The organism is Niabella sp. ZPM-14 (assembly GCF_055693045.2).
Genome location: NZ_CM181148.1, coordinates 4,409,939 through 4,433,408, shown reverse-complemented (window position 1 = coordinate 4,433,408; position 23,470 = coordinate 4,409,939). Strand labels below are relative to the sequence as shown.

17 protein-coding genes and 1 tRNA gene are annotated in these 23,470 nt (G+C 39.6%); 3 read left to right on the top strand and 15 right to left on the bottom strand.

Annotated elements, in window-relative coordinates:
* Position 1: 1 nt before the first annotated feature.
* The 15 genes from ACU37H_RS18870 to ACU37H_RS18800 form a co-directional block, all read right to left on the bottom strand.
* Entirely contained in the window at positions 2-1,162 is a 1,161-nt protein-coding gene (locus ACU37H_RS18870; RefSeq protein ID WP_472706039.1) for a glycosyltransferase family 4 protein, read from the bottom strand.
* A gap of 164 nt (positions 1,163-1,326) precedes the next feature.
* A complete protein-coding gene (locus ACU37H_RS18865; protein WP_472706037.1) occupies positions 1,327-2,301 on the bottom strand; it encodes an SDR family oxidoreductase in 975 nt (324 codons plus the stop codon).
* Between the two features lie 10 nt (positions 2,302-2,311).
* Positions 2,312-3,565: a nucleotide sugar dehydrogenase gene (locus tag ACU37H_RS18860; RefSeq protein ID WP_472706035.1), complete on the bottom strand. Its 1,254-nt coding sequence runs from the start codon at positions 3,563-3,565 to the stop codon at positions 2,312-2,314.
* A gap of 59 nt (positions 3,566-3,624) precedes the next feature.
* Positions 3,625-5,019, bottom strand: coding sequence for a phenylacetate--CoA ligase family protein (locus tag ACU37H_RS18855; protein WP_472706033.1), 1,395 nt, complete (start codon positions 5,017-5,019; stop codon positions 3,625-3,627).
* A gap of 35 nt (positions 5,020-5,054) precedes the next feature.
* Positions 5,055-6,236: a right-handed parallel beta-helix repeat-containing protein gene (locus ACU37H_RS18850; RefSeq protein WP_472706031.1), complete on the bottom strand. Its 1,182-nt coding sequence runs from the start codon at positions 6,234-6,236 to the stop codon at positions 5,055-5,057.
* A 3-nt stretch (positions 6,237-6,239) separates the two neighbouring features.
* Entirely contained in the window at positions 6,240-7,112 is an 873-nt protein-coding gene (locus ACU37H_RS18845; RefSeq protein ID WP_472706029.1) for a glycosyltransferase family 2 protein, read from the bottom strand.
* A 10-nt stretch (positions 7,113-7,122) separates the two neighbouring features.
* Complete coding sequence (locus ACU37H_RS18840) at positions 7,123-8,217, bottom strand: EpsG family protein (RefSeq protein WP_472706027.1); 1,095 nt, start codon at positions 8,215-8,217, stop codon at positions 7,123-7,125.
* A gap of 14 nt (positions 8,218-8,231) precedes the next feature.
* The gene (locus tag ACU37H_RS18835; protein ID WP_472706025.1) at positions 8,232-9,287 is read right to left on the bottom strand and encodes a glycosyltransferase family 2 protein; all 1,056 of its coding nucleotides are present in this window, start codon (positions 9,285-9,287) and stop codon (positions 8,232-8,234) included.
* Positions 9,284-10,297, bottom strand: coding sequence for a glycosyltransferase family 2 protein (locus ACU37H_RS18830; RefSeq protein ID WP_472706023.1), 1,014 nt, complete (start codon positions 10,295-10,297; stop codon positions 9,284-9,286). Before ACU37H_RS18830 ends, ACU37H_RS18835 begins: the two co-directional genes overlap by 4 nt.
* A complete protein-coding gene (locus ACU37H_RS18825) occupies positions 10,298-11,224 on the bottom strand; it encodes a polysaccharide pyruvyl transferase family protein (protein ID WP_472706021.1) in 927 nt (308 codons plus the stop codon).
* Complete coding sequence (locus ACU37H_RS18820; protein ID WP_472706019.1) at positions 11,224-11,769, bottom strand: CatB-related O-acetyltransferase; 546 nt, start codon at positions 11,767-11,769, stop codon at positions 11,224-11,226. Before ACU37H_RS18820 ends, ACU37H_RS18825 begins: the two co-directional genes overlap by 1 nt.
* A gap of 5 nt (positions 11,770-11,774) precedes the next feature.
* Positions 11,775-13,325 carry a lipopolysaccharide biosynthesis protein gene (locus ACU37H_RS18815; RefSeq protein WP_472706017.1) on the bottom strand — a complete coding sequence of 517 codons (1,551 nt, stop codon included), beginning with the start codon at positions 13,323-13,325 and terminating at the stop codon, positions 11,775-11,777.
* A gap of 248 nt (positions 13,326-13,573) precedes the next feature.
* Positions 13,574-14,677 carry a GumC domain-containing protein gene (locus ACU37H_RS18810; RefSeq protein ID WP_472706015.1) on the bottom strand — a complete coding sequence of 368 codons (1,104 nt, stop codon included), beginning with the start codon at positions 14,675-14,677 and terminating at the stop codon, positions 13,574-13,576.
* Positions 14,678-14,693: 16 nt separating this feature from the next.
* A complete protein-coding gene (locus ACU37H_RS18805; RefSeq protein ID WP_472706013.1) occupies positions 14,694-17,228 on the bottom strand; it encodes an SLBB domain-containing protein in 2,535 nt (844 codons plus the stop codon).
* Positions 17,229-17,377: 149 nt separating this feature from the next.
* Positions 17,378-19,498: a carboxy terminal-processing peptidase gene (locus ACU37H_RS18800; protein WP_472706011.1), complete on the bottom strand. Its 2,121-nt coding sequence runs from the start codon at positions 19,496-19,498 to the stop codon at positions 17,378-17,380.
* 257 nt (positions 19,499-19,755) lie between these two features.
* Between ACU37H_RS18800 and ACU37H_RS18795 the strand changes: the two genes are divergently transcribed.
* The 3 genes from ACU37H_RS18795 to ACU37H_RS18785 all read left to right on the top strand — a co-directional run bounded on the left by ACU37H_RS18795 (position 19,756) and on the right by ACU37H_RS18785 (position 23,283).
* Positions 19,756-19,829: transfer RNA gene (locus tag ACU37H_RS18795), tRNA-His, on the top strand.
* Between the two features lie 112 nt (positions 19,830-19,941).
* Positions 19,942-20,499, top strand: coding sequence for a DUF445 domain-containing protein (locus tag ACU37H_RS18790; protein ID WP_472706009.1), 558 nt, complete (start codon positions 19,942-19,944; stop codon positions 20,497-20,499).
* Between the two features lie 114 nt (positions 20,500-20,613).
* Positions 20,614-23,283, top strand: a complete 2,670-nt coding sequence (locus ACU37H_RS18785) for a TonB-dependent receptor (protein ID WP_472706007.1) — start codon at positions 20,614-20,616, stop codon at positions 23,281-23,283.
* Positions 23,284-23,470: the final 187 nt, after the last annotated feature.

Sequence of the window (23,470 nt, the reverse complement as noted above, 5' to 3'; positions counted from 1 at the left end):
TCTAAGTTAACTGCCGATATTCTTCAAGCAATGACTGCCAAACCAACTGCTGTTCATAACGGCTCACAATCATTTGACGGGCATTTTGTTTTAAATTGTCACGAAAACTGCTATCCTCTATCATTCGCAGCATAGCATTTCTTAATTCCTTTTCTTTTTGGGGAGGTATGATGATTCCATTCACTCCATTACTAACAATTTCATTACATCCATTAATATCGCTAACTATTACAGGTAATTCCATTGCCCCCGCCTGCATTACCACATTAGGAAACCCTTCCCGGTAACTCGGGAACACTAAGGCGTCTGAAATTGCAAAATAAGAGCGAACGTCCTTTTGAAAACCGACCGAAATAATGTTGGGGTTTGTATTTATGGCATTTAATGTCTGACTTTCCAATGGATCCAGATCTTCTTCGAAAGACCCAACTAACAGCAGTTTGCAGTCAACCTTATTTAACGTGCTAAATGCTCGTATCAACTCATTAATTCCCTTATCCCTTACCAGGCGCCCAACAAAAACGAATAAAAAATCTTTTGGCCCAACTCCCAAAGATAGTTTGAGCTCGTTTTTCATTGCTTCAGGTATTTGAGCAGGAGAAAAGTATAAGGTATCTATCCCATTAGAAGATCCATTGGCTATGACCTTAAGCTTATCTGCATGTGCAAACTTTTGCTGTAGAATGAAATCACGCAACCCGTAAGAATTAGGATAAACTTTTGTTGAGCAACAGTACGTTAGTTTTTCGGCGACATTTAAAATTTTTCTTTTGACCCCTGACATTTGCATGAGTGGCATTCCCGCAACTGTGTGAAGCCTATGTGGCACCCTCGCAAGTTTAGATGCGATCATGCCTATTAACCCCGCTTTAGGCGTATGAGTATGCACTATTTGTGGCTTTTCTTTCTTTAGGATCATCAATAAATTCCACAAAGATTTAATGTCTGATAACGGAGTAATCTTTCTGGACATATTTACGGGAATTACCCTGATACTTTCAACTTCCTGAACCTCCGCCAGTTCCTTGCCGTCTGACGCAATCCCGATAACGTCAAAATAATCGGACATGAAACGACATTGCCCTCTCAAGAGAATTTTTAACGAGATCGGAACGGTGGTAATTCGGACGAGTTTAACCTTCTTATTTTTAACGTCTGTCATTCCAGATAAAATGTTATTATAAAACAACTGTAGTAAAATCGAAGAAAATGGGTCACCTTGTCAATTACCAGAGACTCAATAAAGGCCATAGAGAAACTTGACCTAGGCCTTTGCTTTTTCAATACAATTACTTAAACATCCCGACTGCAAATAGTCCCGTTAAATCAGACGTTGGCGTAAAATTCAAAAGTGCGACTTAAGCCCTCATGTACAGAAACTTCGGGATAATATCCGATGATCTTTTGGGCTTTTGCAATAGATGCAAGGCTATGCCTGACATCTCCTTTTCGTTCTGGAGCGTAAACTGGAGCTTGTCTAACTTTCACGAGTGCCGCAATTTCACTCCACAAATCATTTAAAGTGGTTTTCTCACCAAATGCGATATTGAATACTTCGTGTTGGCTTATGTTATTAGCCAATAAGCTTTTGATATTAGCCTGTACTACATTTTCAATAAAGGTGAAATCACGGCTGGTTTCACCATCTCCATTTATAGTGGGACTGACCTTTTGCATCGCCGCTTTAAAAAATAAAGGGATCACTGCAGCATAGGCTCCTTCAGGATTTTGCCGCGGACCAAATACATTAAAATACCGTAGACCTACTGTATGAAAATTGTAAACTTTTGAAAAAACATCAGCGTAAAGTTCGTTTACAAACTTTGTGACTGCATATGGTGACAAAGGGTTCCCTATTTTGTCTTCTATTTTCGGTAAACCGGGGTGGTCTCCATAAGTACTAGAGCTTGCTGCATAAACGAATCTTTTAACTCCAAAATCTTTTGCGGAGGTCAGCATGTTCAAAAAGCCACTCACATTCACCGCATTTGTTGTTACTGGGTCATTGACAGACCTTGGCACCGAACCAAGTGCAGCCTGGTGGCTTATGTACTCAATGCCTTCGCAGCATCTTCGGCATGTATCTAAATCTCTTATATCTCCCTCAACTAATTCAAAAGCAGAACTCCGTTTGAACATCTCGATATTTGAGAGCAACCCTGTAGAAAAATTATCAAGCACCCGTACTTTCTTCGCTCCAAAGTTCAATAGATATTCTACAATATGTGATCCTATAAATCCAGCACCACCTGTGACTAAAAAGGTTTTATCTGAGATATCATCAATATGAAAAGACTTCATTGCTTATTTTTTATAACCTCGCTGTTACTAATGACTTTTCGAATACTCCCTTTACGTCATATATGACAGGAACTGCCTTGATATCCAACGACCTAAATTCATTGTGCCCTACGGCTACTATTACCCCGGAATAATTACCAAGTGGTTGTAGTTCGGTTATAAGGTCGATACCATATTCATGAGCTACTTCTTCAGGACTGGCTAAGGGATCATACACATCAACATCAGCTCCGAAGGATCGCAGTTCCTTTACAATATCAATCACTTTACTATTTCTGATATCTGGACAATTTTCTTTAAACGTTATGCCTAAAACAAGCACTTTAGTTCCCTTTACCTTAAAATCATTTTGTATCAGAAGCTTTATAAGTTCATTTGCCACATACGCGCCCATGCTATCATTAAGCCTACGGCCAGCCAGTATAATTTCAGGATTGTATCCCGCCTCCATCGCCTTTTGAGCTATATAAAAGGGATCTACTCCTATACAGTGGCCACCCACCAACCCTGGTTTAAAGGGTAAGAAATTCCATTTTGTTCCAGCTGCCTCTAATACTTCTGTAGTGTCAATCTTTAATAAATTAAATATTTTAGCTAACTCATTAACGAACGCTATGTTTATGTCACGTTGGGCATTTTCAATAACTTTTGCTGCCTCAGCCACTTTAATCGAAGAAGCTTTAAAAGTCCCCGCCTCAATTATTGTGGAATATAAATCATCTATTTGAGTAGCAATCTCCGGCGTAGAACCTGAGGTGACTTTTTTAATTTTTGTAACGGTATGTAATTTGTCTCCAGGATTAATTCTTTCGGGAGAATACCCGCAAAAAAAGTCTTCATTGAATTTAAGGCCGGATATCTTTTCTAAAATTGGAACGCAAAAATCTTCAGTTACTCCAGGATACACAGTCGATTCATAGATAATGACATCCCCCTTTTTTATTACTGACGCCACAGATTCAGACGCTTTCCTTACCGGAGTCAGGTCAGGGTTATTATGTTTGTCAACCGGAGTTGGGACTGTTACAATGTAAATCTGAGCATTCTTCGCATCGGAAATATCACATGAATAGTTAAGGTGTGACGCCGCTTTAAGACCTGCCTCATCCACTTCCAGTGTGCGATCATAAAATTTCTTTAACTCTTCTATTCGCACCTTGCTGATATCAATTCCTATTGTTTTAAATTTTTTACCGAACTCAACGGCAAGAGGTAGGCCAACATAGCCTAAGCCAATAATGGCAATGGTTTTAGAATTTTGCATAGTTGTCAATTGCGAAGATAAGGTATTGATTAATTGTATTTAAATGTATATAAATTGCGCTAGTTAAATATTTTGTCCACAACTCCTTTAATGTTGTTTTTTACCATTCGAAACTTCCCACTTTTTTCACAGGGAATATTATCAACATATTTAAGATTAATATCCATTTTATCGCCTACGCGCTGTATCCAGTTTTTCTTAAAGGTTTTTTCAAAATGTTCCTTATAAACATTCTCATCCCTTATTATTAAAATATCAATGGAACTTAGCTCATTTTGGATCACTTGAAACTGAACAATTCCTTTCACCCCTTTTAGCGTATTTGAAACGTTTCCTAAATTTATTTTTCCATGTTCCGGTGAATAAACGAAATCGTCACTTCTTCCTAAAATCTCTTCAACAATCGGATTATGATTACCGCAGCTGCACGAAACGTTTTTATCAGCCAGCGTAATTCTATCTCCTATATCGTATCTAATTAGTGGGTATGCTTCCGTCGTAAATGACGTCACAATTAAACGTCCTGAATTAACAGATTCGTTATTTTCGTTTAGGACCTCAAAGACTCCACTTTGTAATTCAAGATGTAAATGATGTTTTTCACATTCAAATATAAACGGCGCACCTTCGGAAGACGCATACTGATCATACATTTTTGACTTGAAAAATGATTCTATAACCTCCCTCATTGAAGCGGTGACAGTTTCTGCAGTTGGAAAGATTGCCTTCACTGTATTCTCTGGGAATTGATAATTGTTTTCGATACCATACTTCGCTATCTCAAGAATTGAAGATGGAAAACCGACCAGATACTCGGGTTTAAACCTGATCAAATTTTCGATATAACAGCTCAAATATTGTCGCTTGATGTGGAAGGTTGAATAATACCTGACCTTATAGTAACAATCTGTCTTCCAAAAACGACTCTTCCTAACATCGAGATCTGTCAATAAATTCTTTCCAGAGAACCAAGCAGTTTTTTTCCCCAGTTCATACCCATGACGTGAACGAAAGTCATCGAGCATAGCATTGCGTTCCTGCACATTCGCATGGGTGTAGCCAATTTCTAATGACTTTCCTGTAGTACCACCTGTTTTAGATAGTACCAGCTTATTTCTCCCCATGTGCTTTATCCTGTCCACATTCTTTCTAAACTCTTCCTTATCTATTATAGGAAGAGTGTCAATAGATTTTAGGTCGTTAAACCTGCCGTTACCCTTCACTTTTTCTCGATAAAACTCTGAGCCAGACACTGCATTATCTAAAAATTTTTTGAACTTTAGGGTTTGAATTTCCAGAAGTTCTTCTCGAGACTTATTCCTATTATTTAAAAATTCCTTGCGATAGTTTTTGTATAACCCACCATAACGAATTTTATAAGCTCTGATATTATATATTGAAATCAAAACTGATTGTAAAAAATTTGGTAAAACCGTGTAAAGTCTTTCCTTCATTTCAATTCTCTTATGATTTTATCTTGTTATCCGAATTATTGAATTATAAACCCTTTCTCAGGTGTCATCATTTTTTTAATACGGGTCTCTTTATTCAAACTTCTTATCGCTTTTCGATTAACCACATCAAAGATCCTAAGGTTTTGAAAAATTACATCCTGGTAATTGGCTGTATTAACTGCAGACGGTCTTGCTTGAGATACATTACCAATCCATCTTGAATTCTTGACAAGAACTTTTCCGCTCATTTTTGCCTTAGCTGATTCAGAAGAAGAAGGCTTTTTAAACCCTGCATAATACATCCCGATGTATGAAAGGCTGTCTGTATGATTAAGAATTTGTATATTCCCTTTCTTTGGAGTTTTGTCCACATAGGCCATCAAGTTGATATTAATTCCTGCCCGGTAATTATTGAAGGTGAAGGGTCTGGTTAAAATGATATTATCTAACGTTCCGCGATTATGGTCCGGCTCAATATCTATCCCGCACGCCGGGGCCGTACCATTAGTATTGGAAAAGACGACATCTTGCAGTAAGATATTACGGCCGCCGGTTATACTAATCCCGTTTCGCCGGTTATTGTCGACCCACAAGTTGATAACACGAATATTATCAACTGGGTAAAAAGCCTTCGCGGAAGGATTTATATGAGCCTTAGTATCAGCGACCATCAAACCGTCTCCCCAACAATTGTTGATCTTTCCATTGACAATTGTGATATCTCTTGATCCACGGATGTCTATTCCAAACCCCCATTCTCCTTTTGTTCCTTTGTGATAACCACGATCTCCCTCGACATTTGCATTATAGATAACTACATTTTTCACCCCATGAATAGCAATTACCTGGTAACGGGGCAAGGCATTAGGCTTCATTATCAATTTTGAGTGTTGTTGAAAAATGACACTTGAGTGTTCTTTCAAATATATTCCACTTACCAGAACTGGGAAATTAGGCAGCAAGATAGTACTGTTTTCATTAATTCCTCTTTGCAGATATTGAGTATAATCGACTGTCCCGTCTTTTTCGTAACCTTTAGGCAAATAATTTGTGAGATCTACTGCCGATTTTTTCGCAGAAAGTAACATTTTGTCATATTTTTCCGGCATATCTTGCAAGTAATTGGCAGGAAGAGGTTTATAACGAAATTGAGCACTCGAATAATCCGAGTTAAAGAAACAAACAAAGATAAGGGTGAAAATTTTATATACTTTCATATCTTAATCATGGGTGGTTAATGATTTTCTTAATTCGTTTTGAAATCTTTCTAATTTCGCAACATTTAATGGTCTGTTTCTTCGCTTTATTACAGCGTCTTCCATCCCTAACAAATATAAAGCCCAGTACGAAAGGGATTTCGCAAGAAAAATCAGGTAGATCTTTGCAAAAGTGACGAAGCGCAATTGACGATTCTTGTTTTTAAATAGCTTTTTTAGAACATAATTCATGCCTTTTAGAGCCTTAAGATACTTTTTATAATATTTTCCACCGAATTCCCTGTAAAACAAAAGCGGAGTTTTTAGCTCAAAAAAATTATTCGTTTGTTGAGTACGCCACCATAGTTCCGCATCTTCTATTCTTGTCGCTTGGGGATCATAAGGGTTAGCAATGAACCATTCTTTTCTCGCCATAATGGTTGGGTGCGTAAATGATGCAACCGGGTACACTAATTTTTGACCTCTAACCTTTTGCTTTTGTTTCCTCTCACCTCTTATTCCATTTCGTTCGTCGATAGACAAAATGGTCGTGCCGAGAACATCAATCCCGCCATTGGTCTCAAGTATTCGAACTTGGGATTCAATTCTTTCAACAAACATTATGTCATCTGCATCCATTCGTGCGATATATTTCCCCTTGGCATGTTGTGCAATTTCATTTAGCCGTTGGGGCAAGCCCTTATTCAGCCCGTCATGAATGACTATTATTCTCTGGTCGGGTATAGATCGAACAATATCCAAAGACTTGTCGGTACTTCCGTCCTCTATGATAATTAATTCAAAATCCTGAAAAGTTTGATTCAGTATGGACTGTATAGCGTCCTTTATAAACTTTTCGGCATTGTATACGGGCAACCCAATGGTTACAAGAGGCATAGAACTTATTTTACAAGGCTACGGTAACAGAAATTAAAGTTATAAAGAACCAGATTAGATAATAAATCGTAAAGTTGAGGTCATATTTCGTAAACCATTTTCTATTAGCGAAATCAAACGTGATAAAAGGAATGAAAATCCACGAAAATACACCAACCCGATCTGAATAAGGCATAGAATAATACAGTACAAATACAATGCTAAGCATCAAATACATTATATAATACCTAGGTTTTGACTGTTTTTTATACGCAAAGTAGCCAAGAACAATAAAAATAAAATTGAAAATCGTAAAATCGATCCGAAATCCTGTCTGGTATTTATCATTTTGCCCAGTTTTCTCCAAATATTGATTTAAACGATTATACGATTCAATATAATCACCGACAATTGGTAGCTTTTCCAACCCTACGCCAATAACACTCAATGCGACAGCTATGAACCATATGATTATAAGCCAATCGCATTTTTTAGAGAAAATTCGGGAGAAGAAATACGCTATCACAAAAAGTAAACAGGAAATGTGCGATGTAACAGCTAATATTAAGAACATCCAACTCCATTTTGATCTTGTCTCTCTGTAATAGAGAAAAAGAAAACAAAAGCTTAATCCAAGAGCATTGCGAACAATGTTTGTGTTCAATGATATTAAGAAGAAGGTACCTAGAACACAAAATAATAAAAATGGTGCATTTTTTTTGAAATAGCCTCGAGCCAATGTGTAATAACTTAACAGAAACAAAAAGGATATTAGGCAGAAGAACAATCCCACAGGAATGACCTTTTGAGACAAGTACATTACAACATAAAAAAATACATCGGAGTTATATATCGCTAAAAATTCCTTAAAAGTGAGGTGACCCGCCCTCGAATATATATACATATAGTTAGATGTATCTCCACCCACATCATTATTCCGCAGACCAAAATAAAAGGCTGCTGCAATAATGTTAACAATCACTAAGAAATTTAAGATGCGAGCGACATCCCCACTTATTCTTTTTTTAAATAAAAAATATATAGGTCCGGTTAAGACTAATATAAAAATGTATAATACATAATATATTTTTATATATTGGATAGTATCAGCGGCACGAAGAAGCATAAAATTTTATTATGTTACAGCCAAAGTCTTAGTTTGTAAAGGTTAATGACAATTGTATGCATTTTCAATTTGTAAAAAAAACTTCTTTCTCCAAAGAAGTGCACTATTTTGAGTAAGATGTGGTACCGTTTGGTACTAATGCCGTATTGGGTACTTGATCTTCTTATATTGGATAACATGTTCCAAAGTTCATCATCATACATTTTATTTTTTTGTTTCCAATGAATATACCCTTGTTCTGCCGCTAGTAAATAACCTCTCAAATATCTCAAATTCTCTTTTTCATTACGTTGGTTGAAATACTCCGAAAAAAAAAGAAGAAATTGCTCTATCGAAGTTAAATGATTCTTCAGATGTTGAGTAGCATTAACAGATCTTCGGTCTTCATCAGTCCTTATTAGCACAGTCTCTTTATCTCCATAATATGAAATATGTAAATTCGGATCTAACGACAATAAACGAAGATGTAATTCCGGATCTTGTAAACGAGAAAAACCTTCATTAAATCCATGAACTGATCTTAGTATCGATAATTTCCAAAGAGGATTAGATATCGTCCAGGGCAACGCATAAGAGGCGAATCTCTTCAAGAACAAACGGTTTTTATTAGAATATAACTTGTAAGCCAAGGTATCAATTGCAAGATATGTTATATTCTTTTTCGTTCTTGCTGCGACATTGTGTTTAAAATACCCGTGATTAAAAATATAGCCGTCTTTCCCCGGAAATTTTTTAATGACTTCATTTCGATACGTTAGACAGTCTGGAGTCAATACATCATCCGCATCCAAAAAAATAACATAGTCGCCTAAGGCCTTTTCTAAACCTATATTTCGACACACTGACGCCCCTTTCTTCAAAGTATAATCAGAGCGTCTATACAACTTCACTCTTTCATCTAGCTCCTGAAAGGATAACGCAAGTTCAAATGAGCGATCTGTTGACTGATCATCTACCAAAATTAACTCCCAGTTCGAATAGCTCTGATTTAATACAGACTTTATAGTAGCCGTGATATACTGCTCCTTGTTGTATACCGGACAAATAATTGATATTAAGTTTTTTTTCAAACGCGTTTTTTTATAAAACTTTTAAGTATTTTTCCGATGAAAATATTCGTATAAGTGAATAAAATGAAGGCGGTGACCGATAGATTTAAAACTTGTATTTTGGCTTTATTCCAGCTAATTTGTCCTGTCTTAATTCTATGCCTGAATGAGTTTTTAATACTTAATCTTAGATTGATTATGTTTCCTATGGATTTAATGGAGTAGGACTTATGAACAATGGAAGAAAACAATATATATATCCCATAATATATAACGGCAGTTTGCTTCGCTGTGAGATTATTATCGTTGTCCATGCGTGAGTACAAAAAGTCAACTCCTTTTGTCATTGATTCCACTCTATCAATTGTCCAACTTCGAGATGCGCTTTCAGGTCTACTATTTACGAAATAAAAATCAACATTTGAAAATTGAATCTTTGTGCTATAAGTAACACATAAAATGAAAAACACACTATCCTCAGCATTCCTTAACCCTTCAGGAAATGACAACTCGAAGATATTTACAAAGGTTCGCTTAAACAAACATCCGCACACGCTTCCCCTGTTGTAATTCTCGGACGTGATTAACCCATGTCCATCAAAAGAGGTCTCAATAATTGATTTATCAAAATAATACCTTTCGTCGGCCTTCTTGCTATTTATAAAGTTAAACGATCTGGCTATAACGATCTCCGGATCTTCGGATTTAGTATTCGTAACGGTTTCTAAAACAGATTCATCAGCCAGTAAGTCATCTCCGTCAACAAAGCAAAGCCAGTCCCCCACTGCCATTCGAATACCTAAATTTCTAGCGGCGCTGACCCCTTTATTTTGCTGATGAAAGACACGAATCCGACTGTCATTTTCTGCATATTTATCGCACACTATCCCACTTTCATCAGTAGAGCCATCATTAATCAATATAACTTCGATATCTGTAAGGCTTTGATTTAAAACAGAGTCAAGACATTGATGCAGATAGCGTTCAACGTTATATACGGGAATAATCACAGTGATTATAGGATTAACCATCTATCTCATTAATTTTCTTATGTGTGCCTTAAGAGGAAAGGGGAAACTCTTTAACAAATTACTTTGAATATCGCTAATTCTTTTTTCATCTGGCAACAAAGCATTTGCATATTCCATTTGCACTCTTTCGATTATAGATTCCACGGTTAAACCGTATAATAAGCTTATATCTATCGGAGCATACGGCTCTATGTTTACAGACGAAAAATAGTCCTGAAACTTTATATTGTCGCCCGACAAATTTATGTCGTTGACTTCAGCCCATACCGATTTGACTCCGTAAGTGTGAGATACAATTATACCATGCAGAGAGGTAGATATAGTAAATTCACATTCGTAAATCGTATCTATAATTTTTTCTATCTCTGCTAAGAGATCAATAACTACAACTTCTTTCTCATTAAACATTGACTTTACCCTGTCGTAATGAGCGATGTGCGGAATAATGCCAATTTTGTATTTCTTGGCATTCGAAGGTTTATATATAATAGGTAACAAAACGGCTGGATCTCCTACAACATCGGTTGCGGGCAAACCGGCTGTTTTCACCCTTTCTAATGATTTACAGCCCCTAACGGCGAGATATGTTCCTTTTGGTATTTTTGAATCTTTGCTGATAATCCCGGAACCCCAAACCACTACGTTATTGTATTCGCAATGATCCAAAACACTTCCTATGCATAAAAAAATTGTAGGAGGAGAAAAAAAATTGTAGAAAAGATATCGCGTAAAGTCCTTTAAATCCAGTCTACGGTTCCAGAAATAAGATAAAAGCAGTCTTAAGGCGGAGATCTTATTCTCTTTAAGAAACCTAACATTGACATAACGAAAAGGAACATCTGTCAATCTTGTGATAAGATAGGGATTCAATTCGTCCCCAAAATTTCCTTGTCCTTTATGATACTTAAACCAATATAAGTTAATCATTATAAAAAAAATTCTTTATTTTCTCTAATTTTTTTTTCACTCCAAGTCCACCATTTGGACTCCAACAATAATTTAACCTTATCCTCCTTAAATCTCATTTTTATTAGTTTAGCTGGACAGCCTGCAACAATTGAATAAGGGGCTACATTTTTCGTCACGACTGCTCCTGCTCCCAACACCGCACCAGTTCCAATTGTCACTCCAGGTAAAATGATCACGTTATCCCCAATCCAGACATCATTTTCAATCCGAGTAACGATCTTGTCTTGATGCGACGCTTGCAAATTAAAATTCTTTTTGTAAAAGGTGTATTGCATGCAAGTTTTACTAACGTCATGGTTGGCAAGTATTATTTTAACATCTGACCCTATAGCACAATAGCTACCCACTTCCAATATTCCATTTCCTTTCGCTACAAAATTTCCGTTGTGGTAAGATTCCTTCCCTGTACTCACGATCGATCCGTTAGTAGTTATTAAAAATGGTGGTTTCGTAGGAGCAGAAATAACCTTTAAGGCCTGATATAGCCTCTTAATCCTTGTCAACAGTCTCATTTTAGTCCGATTTTTTTGATATTGTCTGTCAATTTCTGCCTTAGCTTTAATACTATCATTCGCTCACTTTTTTCAGTCCCAAAGAAGTATATAAACAGCATTAACAATCCGCAATAAACAAAAGTCTGTTGTATTAAACGGGTGAGAGAATCCACGGACATGTAGTGACTAAGGAAATATCCGGCAAGGATACAAAGAAGACAAACTATGCTAATCCGAAGCAGAACTTTCATAAAAAATGATTTAATATCATACTTCATATGAAGTAAGACTCTAAAAAAGTACAACCTGAAAAACAAGGAAAGAACGGATATGGATATCCATATCCAGAGTATAATTTGAGGTTGGCTAAAAAGTTTAAACTTAAAGGCACAATATGATAGGGGCAAGTTTAATATATTAAGGAATCCGATTACTATTTGATAAACTTTTATCTTCCCAGTAGCCGTTATACCTGTCATCAACGGACCGGAAATAGCATCCACTAACGTAAATACAAGAGCCAAACGAGTAAAAGTCCCTGCATATTTCGGCGGCTCAACTAACCATAAATCCAGGATATAATCAATATTTAAAAACGCCGGGGCCATAAAAATGAGACTTAAATAAAATGAAAATTTGGCTGTTTGATTTATTAATTTTTGCATACCGTCAAAATCGTCTAACGCGTACAGTTTGATAATCTGCGGATTTGAAGCGATCTGAAAATTTGTGACAAAGGATGTTATAGCGGTAACAACTGTATTCATAATTCCATAAGCCGCATTCACAACTGTACCGAAAAAAAGATTTAAGACGATATTGTTACCTTGTCGTTTTGCCACAATCGAAATACTTCCAAAAAGATTCCATCCTGAATAGCTGACTAGTTCTCTGTAATAGGGCCAATCCCTGTAAAATTTAAATTTACTCTCTTTATAGTTCATTCGGCAATATCCTTGATAAAGAGACTGTACGATCACAGTAGTAAGTAAAACTAACACTGCGTACACAATGAGTTTATCTGAGCCCCAATATACTAGTGAAAAAACAGTAATAAGCCTTAGGCACACCTCAGCTGTGCTGAAATAGGCGTATACATTCATTTTTTCTCTCGCTATCAACAAAGCGTTGTATGGTATCTGAACTATTCCAATTAAAGCGGTGACGACAGAAAGTTGAAAAACTACATGTACTGCAAAAGTCCTTTCTACAGGATAGACCATTTTATTTCGTATATACCATAATCCGATCGTTTCGGCAAAAATGAGCACTAACGCAGCAATAACTATTCCAATTACGACAATCGTACTGAATGTCTTTCTCAATTGCTGATTACATCCTTGGCCGATGTTAAAAGACAGATAACGTTGCGCGGCAGAGGACATTGAGGCGTCTAAAAATCTGAAAATAGCGACAAAACCACCGACTAAAGAATAGATGCCGTAATCAGAGATGCCTAACTCTCTTAGAACTATTCTAGATGTGTATAGAGATACTCCCATCACCAGCATCATTCTGAAATAGAGGAATAGAGTATTTCTCGCAATACGTTTATTGTCTGACATTTATTTTTATAACACATTTATTTGATAAGCTGAGAAGTAAGCAATTGGGGGTCCCAAAGCTTTTATAGATTATACTGCGTTATCGAATTTTATGCTTTCAAATCCCGCACTCTTAATTCAGCCCTTTTTCCAGCACTCCACAGCCGATCTTTACTTTTTATTAGAACGTAAGGCCTCAACGCAATATAATTGCCTTACATAAAGAGAGCCTGATAGTTATATGCCGCACTTACGCCTTTCTTTACACATCAGGCGTCCTCTTTTAAAGCGTCACGAATTATCTTCTTGCCGCAAAGAAACAGCATCATCATAAATGCGGCCAGAAACCCACCAATGATCATTGCCTTAACTTTTCCCAAACGATCTTTATCGAGAGGTAAGATTGGTTCATCTACAATCTGTATCAACGGTTTTTCCTTGATTAGAGAGATTTTGCTTAATTCCAAATTTTGTAACAACGAACCTAAAACTTGCTGATTTATGGCCGCATCTGCATTAGCATTTTGTATGGGAGCGATTCGCTGGCTCATGCGAGTAGGATTCTGATTAGGCGTCGCATCAGATACCGCCGCAGCTCTATTAATTGTTCCGGTTAGTCTAGCTCGAACTGAATCTACCTTTTTTTGAAGAATTGAAACGTTTTCGGCCGCCACCTTCGTTTTTGTATCCAAATAAAACTGATTGACATTCTCCACAAGCGCTTGGTTGAATGCTTTGGAAAATATTTCATCACGGCTGGATACTACAACTGATATGATGTTTATTTCATCATCCTTCTTTTCTACCTCCAGATAATTCTTGACTATATCGTTAACAAACCTACCGATAATACTGTCATGAATAATTTGTTCTGCTTGATCTCTATAATTATTATCCTCTTTGAATTGTATATTTTTGAAATTAGCGTTTTCCTTCCATTTTTCTCGATATCCATTAAGCTCAATGAAGCGATCTATCAGTAATTCATTTTTACCTCCAATTTTTGTAAGTAAAGTCTTGGACAACATTTTCCTTGAACGATACAGTTCAATTATATTTTGATCGTCAAATAATCCGCCTGTGCCTCCGCCCAAATCTATTCCTAAGGAACTTGCCACGCCGACATACGCGCCCAATCCGCCACTCCTATTGCTAGCGTCGAGAACAAAACTTGTTGTTGCTATATAAACTGTTTCCTTTGACAAAGAATAAACTAACCCCAAAGTAGCTCCTGCTAGCGCAATAATGCCAATCAAATACCATTTTGATATAAAATACTTGAGCCACTCCCTAATGGATAAAATCAAGTCCTTTAGTGAAGTCTCATCACTTTTATTCAATTCTGGGGTTCTGCTATTTATATTATCTGACATGCTTGTACCCTATTATCTATTTCAATATTGCAAAAATAAGAGCGGCCAACGAAGCTATACCTGTGCCAATTCCTACCCAGGCCTGTGCCGACATTCTTTCTTTAAATGGTTTCTGCGGAACAGAAATTTCGGATCCCGGCCTAACTTCTGGATAGTTGTTGAAGAATATCGTCTTTTTAGTCCCCTGAACAGATCCGTTAGAATGACTTATAAAGGAACCTCTTTTCAGCGCGTTGTCAGCAAAACCACCAGCACTGTTAATATAGTACTTAAAGGGTCTTCCAGGAACATAAACCACATTAACAGGGCGCAAAACTTCACCCGTTACTTTTACGGTTTGCAGCAGGCTTGGAACTCTGATAATATCACCGCCTTCAAGCACTAAATCAATCCTCGATTCAGGATTACTTAAGATTTTGTCTAATTGAATTCCTACCAAATCTGATGTTGCCTTCCTGGTTAAATTAATTCTCTGAGCGGCATTTCCCCCTTCTTCAGTGGGAGAGTCGGGTTGATTAAGCCGTTGAAGATTTAAAGCTTTGACATCTTCTTCTTCTTTATCAAGTTTCTCGTTTAAATCATCGAAACTTCCGGGTCTTTTCAGAGACGCCCCCTCAGGATATGCAAAAGCCGTGAGCCCGCCCGCTCTTTTTATTACGTCCGAGATGCGCTCGTTTTTTGATTTTATTGTATATACGCCTGGACGAATAACTTCGCCAATAACCTGTATCTGGCGCAGCGGCATAAACCCCTCAATAGGACGGACAGAAACCTTATCGAATGGCTGCAGCACAAAATCTCTATTTACAATCCTCAAATTACTATCAACCGCAATATTAAAAATTTGAGCAGTCTCAGCGGTCGTTTGGCTTAAATCAGCTCCTTTTACGCGTCGGGCAATTTCAATATTAGCTGGATTAGCCCCTTCGTTAAAACCTCCGGCCATCTGGATCAGGTTTTCTACGGTCAGGTTATTCGAAAATGCGAAAGAACCTGGCTTGCGTACCTCCCCTCCGATTGACACGGTATATTCGTCACGCAAATCAAATATGGATGAGATCTGTACTACATCATCTCTCTTAAGTTCTAAATCGGATGCGCCCCCCTTCATCACTTCGGCCACATCGAAAGACACAATAGAACTGGTATTATCAGCGTTAGCGCGAATAATATAACCATTGCTCATGAATACATCAGGCGTTAAACCATCTGCCTGCTGTATGAGTTCGGAAAGTTTTAGACCCGGCTTAAACTCGAAGATGCCCGGCCGCGCTACAGCCCCGTTTATCTGGACTTTATTTTCAAACCTGTCAAAAATGGCATCTACAAATACTTTGTCACCATTTTTCGGCATGTAATTCGGGAACTCGGACAAAGGTGTAACGATGATTTTCTGGGCCGTTGCTGTGTTCTGAACAATTTTTACGCGCGCCTTGTAAGCCAGGTCAGAGAAGCCTCCCGCATAACGTAGCACGTCAACCAGCGACTCCTCGGGGCGGATTTCATAGATAGCAGAACGCTTTACCTCTCCTATAACATCGACATGGATCTGATACACCGGTATATGAATCACATCCTGATCCTGCAATCTTATATTCCCAGTTTGTATACCATTGATCAAAAAGTCGTACAGATCGACCGTCGCAATCACATTATTGCCCCGGATGATTTGGATATTCCTGAAAGATCCCCGGTCGTTAGGACCGCCCGAATTGTACAAAGCATTAAAAACACTCGATACCGAAGGCAATGTGTAGGTTCCGGGACGCATTACTTCGCCGCTAATAATTACCTTGATGCTTCTTATATTACCCAGGTTCAAAGACAACTGGGTCCGGCCACTTCTCAAAGAAGGATAAGTATTATCCATCTGAGCTTTGATTTTGCTTTTAGCTTGTTCTATAGTCAGGCCACCAACGGCAACACGACCAACATATTCCAATGAAATAAAACCCTCAGGCGAAACAGTTAATTTATAGCTCACTTCATTGTCCCCGGTTAAATCCAGCAGTAATTCGTCATCGGGACCGATCACATAGTTAGCTGGTGTTGCCATACGCATGTTGGGCTCAAATGACGAAAAGGCTCTGCTAAACATCTGCGCTCCAAATATTCTTGAGTTTCTTTGCTCTGCTTCATCACTTTTTTGGTTTTTCTCATTCTCTGTCTCTTCTGTATCGGCCTCTTCAGCATTTTCATCAGTCGGTTGTTCCACCTTCTTCTGACCGTTCATTTTTGCAAGCCGCTCTTTAAACTTTTGAATCTGCATGGCATCCATTCCTCTGGCCTTCGCAGCTTGTTCTAACTGAGCTTCAGAATATCCAGATTCGCTCATACGCTTCATCACATCCTGTACCTGCGCATCGGACATGTTATCGACATTAACGCCACCCAAATCATTACCAGTAGGCGCTTGCTTGGTAGTTTCTCCCTGGCTTCTTTGATTCTGGTTCTGAGTTTTGCCCTGTGACTCGTTTTGTGCATTCAACCCTGCAATCGTGAAAAAAAGTAATACGGTAAAGACGAAACGGGCGGTTTTTTTTGCTATCATATTAGTCATAAGATTAAGGACGGTCTGCTATCAGCAAATTGCGTGCAAATTTAAGTAGTAAGCCTGTTTTTCACTAAGTTTTTTTTTGCACAATTGAAAAATCCACCGCAACATAGGGTGGATTTTTCAAATATATATAATTTTTAGTGTTAATTAGCGCGCACGGCCACATTTTTCGCCTCTACAATCATATCGTCCATTACTTCACCGGCTTGCTTCAGATAAATGTCCTCGCTCAAAGACTTGATCCAAAGTTTCAATCGCTCCTGCTTATTTTCGTCGTTTTCGTATTTGGCCAATTCCAGCGGCAATAGCGACACATTTAATGGCTGTTTCAGCTTCTGAGCGGCATTGATCTGATCAGCCTTAGCTTTGATGATCTTTTTCTCTGCCTTGTATTTGGCCACGCTGAGCGGGTAGCTTCTCTCATTTTCATTGGCTAACCAGGTGCTGTTCCTCTTGATGATCTGGAACGAACTGTCTTTTTGCAGACGGGCATTGCTTAATTGCTTCAGCGTGTTCAAGTCATATTCCGAATTCCACGGCGTATAATTGGATTTTTGTATTTCATCGTATTGAAGCGCAAACTCATTATCCTTTTCGCGTAGCTTCAACGGTTCATACTGGCTGGGCAGCACAATGTCCGATCTCACACCTTCTTTTTGTGTGGAACCGCCACTGATGCGATAGAACTTTCTTAATGTTAACTTAACAGCGCCCAAATCTCCATCTCCATCTCTTTTAAACCCGGAATGATCCAAACCGATGTTCTGCTGAACCGTACCTTTCCCGTAAGTAGAAGTGCTACCAATAATGATCCCTCTTTTATAGTCCTGAATGGCAGCGGCGAATATTTCCGATGCGGACGCACTGAACTCATCGACCATCACCGCCAGCGGACCCGTATAAAGCACGGAATTGTCTTCGTCTTTCAACACCTGCGGACCAGATACGCGGTCTTTCACCTGTACGATCGGACCTTCTTTAATAAATAATCCGACCATCTGAACCACGTCCCACAAAGAGCCACCACCGTTCCTGCGCAGGTCCATAATAATCCCGTCCACATTTTCATCTTTCAGTTTTTGCACCTCACGTGCGACGTCCGTGAAACTGCGGCGTCCGTTAGGATCCTGGAAAGGTGTGTAAAATTCAGGCAGATAAATAACACCTACTTTAGTGTTCTTAACGCTGTCGCGGATAATAGCACTTCTGGCATAGGTATCAATATCATTATCGATCTTGGCTCTTACCAGAGACACTTCTTTTACGGTCCCGTCGGGCTTCTTAATAGTCAGCCTCACTACCGTACCTTCTTTTCCCCTGATGATCTTTACCGCATCCTGTACGTCATAGCCCAACATATCTACCGGTTCACCTTCTTTTCCCTGAGCTACTTTTGTAATGATATCACCCGGAGCCAGTTCGCCGGACTTGGCCGCCGGGCTGCCCGCATTAATGCTGATAATTTTAATCAACCCGTCACTGTATTGAAGTCCGGCCCCGATCCCGAAAAAGCTTCCGCTTAATTCTTCATCAAAATAACGTTTGTCAGCGGGCGGGAAAAATTCGGTGTGAGGATCCATCGCCGTGGTGATATTATCAACTAACAGATTGAACTTATCCTCTTCTCTGAATTTTACTTTGTAACGATCAAACAGACGGGTCATGATCGTATCCGTTTTCTGACGGGCTTCTTTTTCAAGCTGATCCTTTGACTTGCTGTTTTTAGATTTGTCATCTTCCAGGTTCACGTACAATTCCAGCGCATAATACTTCATCAGCTTACGCCACCTGTCTTTACGCTCTTCCTGGTTGGCCGCGTATAATAATTTTTTGCCATCCAGCTCGGCATTCTCATCGATCGTAAAATCGAAAGGCTTGTCCAGGATCGCATTTTTCCACTGCTCTGATTCTGCAATCCGCTGGTCGAATACTTTCGATACGCCGAGAAAGCTCTGCACGGGTGCACCATTCAGCTCATCATCAATTTGCTTGGCATATAGCTCAGACAAGGAATCGACATCTCTTTTGAGAAATATATTTTTCCGGGGATCCAGATCCTCAAGATACTTGGTAAATACTTTTTCGGAAAAATCATCGTTAATAGCCTTAGGATCGTAGTGTCCCTGAGAAAGCAAACGGGCTACCATCGTCATGATCAATTCATATTTCCCAACCGGATCATTATTGGAGATCAACTTATTCTTGAAAGCGAAAAAAGACGCTGCCACAACCACCAGCAATATCAGAAACGGTAACCTCTTCATATTAAATATGTATTTTATAAAATTTTGCACCAACCAAAATTAATATTAATCGAACTCTTATTAAAACTATTTTGCTAAAGATTTATAAGCGTTATATATATTATAGACACTGTAATAAGCAATTCCCACACCATAATTTCTCGTAAGACGGTCAAATCCTTGTTAACATAACAGCGACACCAGAAAATGTTTTAAAAGATTTTCCTAAATTTTTTTAAAATCATTCCAAATTTTCCTACATTTGCAGCCCTTAAACGGTGGTTGTAGCTCAGTTGGTTAGAGCATCTGATTGTGGTTCAGAAGGTCGCCGGTTCGAGACCGGTCATCCACCCAACAATAATACCCTGAATGCTTTGTTCAGGGTTTTTTTATTTTTTATAAGTAGATGTGCCCGAAACACTTATCTATCTAAATTACAAGCAGCTTATTAACAAACTAAAAGCATGAACCCCTGGCTATTTTTGATACCATTGATATCGGCGCTGATCGGCGGGCTGTGTAATCTCCTGTTTGGACGTTATCTGCTGAACGTTTACGTGCCCGGCAAACAAAAACAGTTATCCAGTACCCTGGCACAGAAAGCGGCGTCTTTATTACCCGTTCAGAAGCTGGAAGGAGAAATCAACAACCCCGAACTGGTAGAAAAGGCCATGCCTATGATTGAACATCATATTGACGAATTTCTTTCGGTAAAGCTGCCACAGGAAATCCCGATGCTGGCGATGTTTGTTGGTAACAAAACGACCGACAAGATCAAAGAGGTTTTTGTTGCCCAACTCAGAGCGCTTTTCCCAAAGGTGATGGGCAACATCATCGGTAATCTGAAAGAACGTATCGATATCCCCCACTTGGTCGAGTCGGAGATCGAAAAGGCCGATATCCAAAACATCCTGAAAAAGCAGCTTTCACCCCTGATGCAAAAGATGATCCTGGGTGGAGCCCTGCTGGGTTTTGTGATCGGATCGGTCAACCTGCTTCTATTTTATATCATTGGTCAGTAACCGCTGTTTTCAAATGGTTTCCTTTTAAACGGAAATTAACGCGTTCATCCATTTATAATTGTAACAGTACAAGTTATGCCCCTTTTTCACGTCTAAACCCCAAATCTCTCGAAAATGCGAAATGTCTTTTTAGCGCTGGCTTTGTTTTTTACAGGCTCGGCTATAGCCCAGGTTGGAGGAAACGGCCAAATGCCAACCGGTAGTATTTATGGTAAGGTAGTGGATTCCGCTACCGGAAAAGGTATCGATGCGGCCACGATTCAGCTGTTCCAAACCAAAGTCTCCGCCCAGGCCGGTACGGACGGGGACTCGGCGACCAAAGAGCGCCAGGAAGTCCTGGTGACGGGTGCGCTGGCAGCGGCAAATGGAGAATTCAGGGTAACAGGCATTCCAGCCATGGGACGGTATAAACTGGTGATTTCCGGATTAGGTCACAAAACAGATATCCGGAATTTTTCTTTCATCGATCCAAAAATGATGAGCGGCGGCAAGGTGGACATGGCTGCAGTCATGGCAGCGCTGGACAAAGACCTGGGCAATATCAAGCTCGGTGCTGATGTTGAAGTGTTGCAGGGGGTAACTGTAACCGGAAGCAAACCCGCTGTTCAGTTAGGGATCGACCGTAAGATCTATAATGTAGAAAACAACCTCACTTCAGCCGGAGGAACGGCGACAGATGTATTAAAAAATGTGCCTTCTGTAAATGTGGACATTGATGGTAACATCAGCATCCGCAATTCCAGCCCGCAGATTTTCGTAGATGGTCGTCCTACCACATTAACGCTCGATCAAATTCCCGCAGATCAGATCGCGAGCGTGGAAGTGATCACGAACCCTTCTGCAAAATTTGATGCATCCGGCGGTACAGCCGGTATTCTGAATATTGTCTTGAAGAAAACGAGAACCGTAGGTTATAATGGATCCGTGCGCGCGGGCATTGACGAACGCGGACGTTACAACCTCGGCGGCAACCTGAATGTACGCCAGGGCAAATTCAATGTCTTTGCCAACATCGGCTATAACCAGCGGAAAACAATTTCAGACGGAACGACTGAAAGATCTACATTCCTGAACGATACAACCATCAATTTACGCCAGGTGGACCGCGCCATCGGTGATGGACGATTCCTTTTTGCCAGGGCTGGGTTCGATTACCTTTTAGACAATCGTAACACGCTGACCTTGTCGGGCATTACCGTGGATGGCAAGTTCGACAACGTTACCAATAGTGATATTGTTGTTGATACGATTGCGAGTGCGAGCGATATCCAATCGCGTATTTTAAGAACGGCTGATGCGAACTTTCATTTTAATATGAAAGGCGGGTCACTGGGCTTTGTACACAATTTCCCTAAAACAGGCCATCAGTTGACTGCAGATGGACAATACAACAGAAGCAAGAATAACAGCACCAATATCATCACGAACAATAATTATGCTCAAAGCGGCGGACCATTGACCAATACCAGCGTTCAGCAACAAAATGGCAACGGTAATAACCAGCGCCTGAATGCACAGATTGATTATACCAATCCGTTATCCGAGAAATCAAAGCTGGAGGCGGGCGTGCGTTTCAACCAGACAAAGACATCAAGCGATAACGTTTATAATCTTGTAGGACCGGGCAATGTCCTGATTCCCCAGCCGTTACTTTCATCCAAATTTGATTATACGGACCAGATATATGCCAGCTATGCAACATTCTCCAGTAAGATCGGTGAAAAATTCGGTTACCAGTTAGGACTTCGGATGGAAAGCTCGGATTATAAGGGCACGGTTTACAGCAGCACGCGCCGCGACGGCGACGTGGTAGACACGGTTTCCAATTTCAGCATTTCTTACCCGGTAAGCCTGTTCCCAAGCATCTTCTTATCACAGGAATTACCCAATGATCAGCAGTTGCAACTGAACTACAGCCGCCGGATCAACCGCCCGGGCTTTTTCCAGTTGTTCCCGTTTGTAGACTACTCGGATTCACTGAATCTCAGCCGTGGTAACCCTAACTTAAGGCCTGAGTTCACCAATTCATTGGAATTGTCATACTCTAAAAACTTTGACCGGGCCAATAACCTGATCCTTTCGGTGTATTACAAGAATACAACCGGGTTGATCACGCGATATCAGTCCAGGGAGACTAATCCCCTGACGAATGAACTGGTGCTGGTAAACACTTATATCAATGCCAATTCAAGCTTTGTAGGCGGATTTGAAGCAGTAGCTAAAAATGCTCCGACGAAATGGTGGGATATCACGAGCAACCTGAACGTGTACACGTCGAAGATCAATATCGACGACCCGTCCATTCCTACCGCAGACCAGATCTATAGCTGGTTTGCCAAGATCAACAATACCTTCAAGCTTCCCAAAAATTTCACCCTGCAGGTTTCCGGCGATTATAATTCCAAAACAGTACTGTCTCCGGGTGGTACGGCAGGCGGAAGCGGCGGCGGCCGGGGTGGCTTTGGCGGCAACGTAAGCGGAAATGCCCAGGGTTATAGTATGCCCACTTATGGTGTGGACGTGGCGCTGAAATACGAGTTCCTGAAAAGCAAGGCAGCTTCTGTTACTTTAAGCGGCAACGACATCTTCAAGACAAGAGTGAATGATGTGTATACCAGCGCAGGATTCTTCAATCAGCATCAATACCGCGTTCGCGACCAGCAATTCTTCAGCATCAACTTTGCGTACCGGTTTGGTAAATTTGACGCCTCCCTGTTGAAGCGCAAGAACATGAGATCAGAACAGGAAAGCATGCAGGGCGGAATGCAGGGCATGCCGCAGTAAAAACATATTTCTCCACCTAAAAAGCGTGAAAGATTTGATCTTTCCCGCTTTTTTTATATCCTGTACCCTCGCCGATCAAAGAATACAAACAGCATACTCTTCCAGCGTCAGGCGCAACACCCTATCTTTTTAACGATTACTAAAATCTCATAGACCCGATCGGTTAATATATTGTAAATAAATATCT

Coding starts and splice junctions, on each gene's coding strand:
- ACU37H_RS18790 (WP_472706009.1), top strand. CDS start 19,942: ATGAACCCCTGGCTATTTTTGATACCATTGATATCGGCGCTGATCGGC.
- ACU37H_RS18800 (WP_472706011.1), bottom strand. CDS start 19,498: ATGAAGAGGTTACCGTTTCTGATATTGCTGGTGGTTGTGGCAGCGTCT.
- ACU37H_RS18855 (WP_472706033.1), bottom strand. CDS start 5,019: ATGAAGGAAAGACTTTACACGGTTTTACCAAATTTTTTACAATCAGTT.
- ACU37H_RS18840 (WP_472706027.1), bottom strand. CDS start 8,217: ATGCTTCTTCGTGCCGCTGATACTATCCAATATATAAAAATATATTAT.
- ACU37H_RS18825 (WP_472706021.1), bottom strand. CDS start 11,224: ATGATTAACTTATATTGGTTTAAGTATCATAAAGGACAAGGAAATTTT.
- ACU37H_RS18865 (WP_472706037.1), bottom strand. CDS start 2,301: ATGAAGTCTTTTCATATTGATGATATCTCAGATAAAACCTTTTTAGTC.
- ACU37H_RS18845 (WP_472706029.1), bottom strand. CDS start 7,112: ATGCCTCTTGTAACCATTGGGTTGCCCGTATACAATGCCGAAAAGTTT.
- ACU37H_RS18810 (WP_472706015.1), bottom strand. CDS start 14,677: ATGTCAGATAATATAAATAGCAGAACCCCAGAATTGAATAAAAGTGAT.
- ACU37H_RS18850 (WP_472706031.1), bottom strand. CDS start 6,236: ATGAAAGTATATAAAATTTTCACCCTTATCTTTGTTTGTTTCTTTAAC.
- ACU37H_RS18870 (WP_472706039.1), bottom strand. CDS start 1,162: ATGACAGACGTTAAAAATAAGAAGGTTAAACTCGTCCGAATTACCACC.
- ACU37H_RS18815 (WP_472706017.1), bottom strand. CDS start 13,325: ATGTCAGACAATAAACGTATTGCGAGAAATACTCTATTCCTCTATTTC.
- ACU37H_RS18830 (WP_472706023.1), bottom strand. CDS start 10,297: ATGGTTAATCCTATAATCACTGTGATTATTCCCGTATATAACGTTGAA.
- ACU37H_RS18860 (WP_472706035.1), bottom strand. CDS start 3,565: ATGCAAAATTCTAAAACCATTGCCATTATTGGCTTAGGCTATGTTGGC.
- ACU37H_RS18785 (WP_472706007.1), top strand. CDS start 20,614: ATGCGAAATGTCTTTTTAGCGCTGGCTTTGTTTTTTACAGGCTCGGCT.
- ACU37H_RS18805 (WP_472706013.1), bottom strand. CDS start 17,228: ATGATAGCAAAAAAAACCGCCCGTTTCGTCTTTACCGTATTACTTTTT.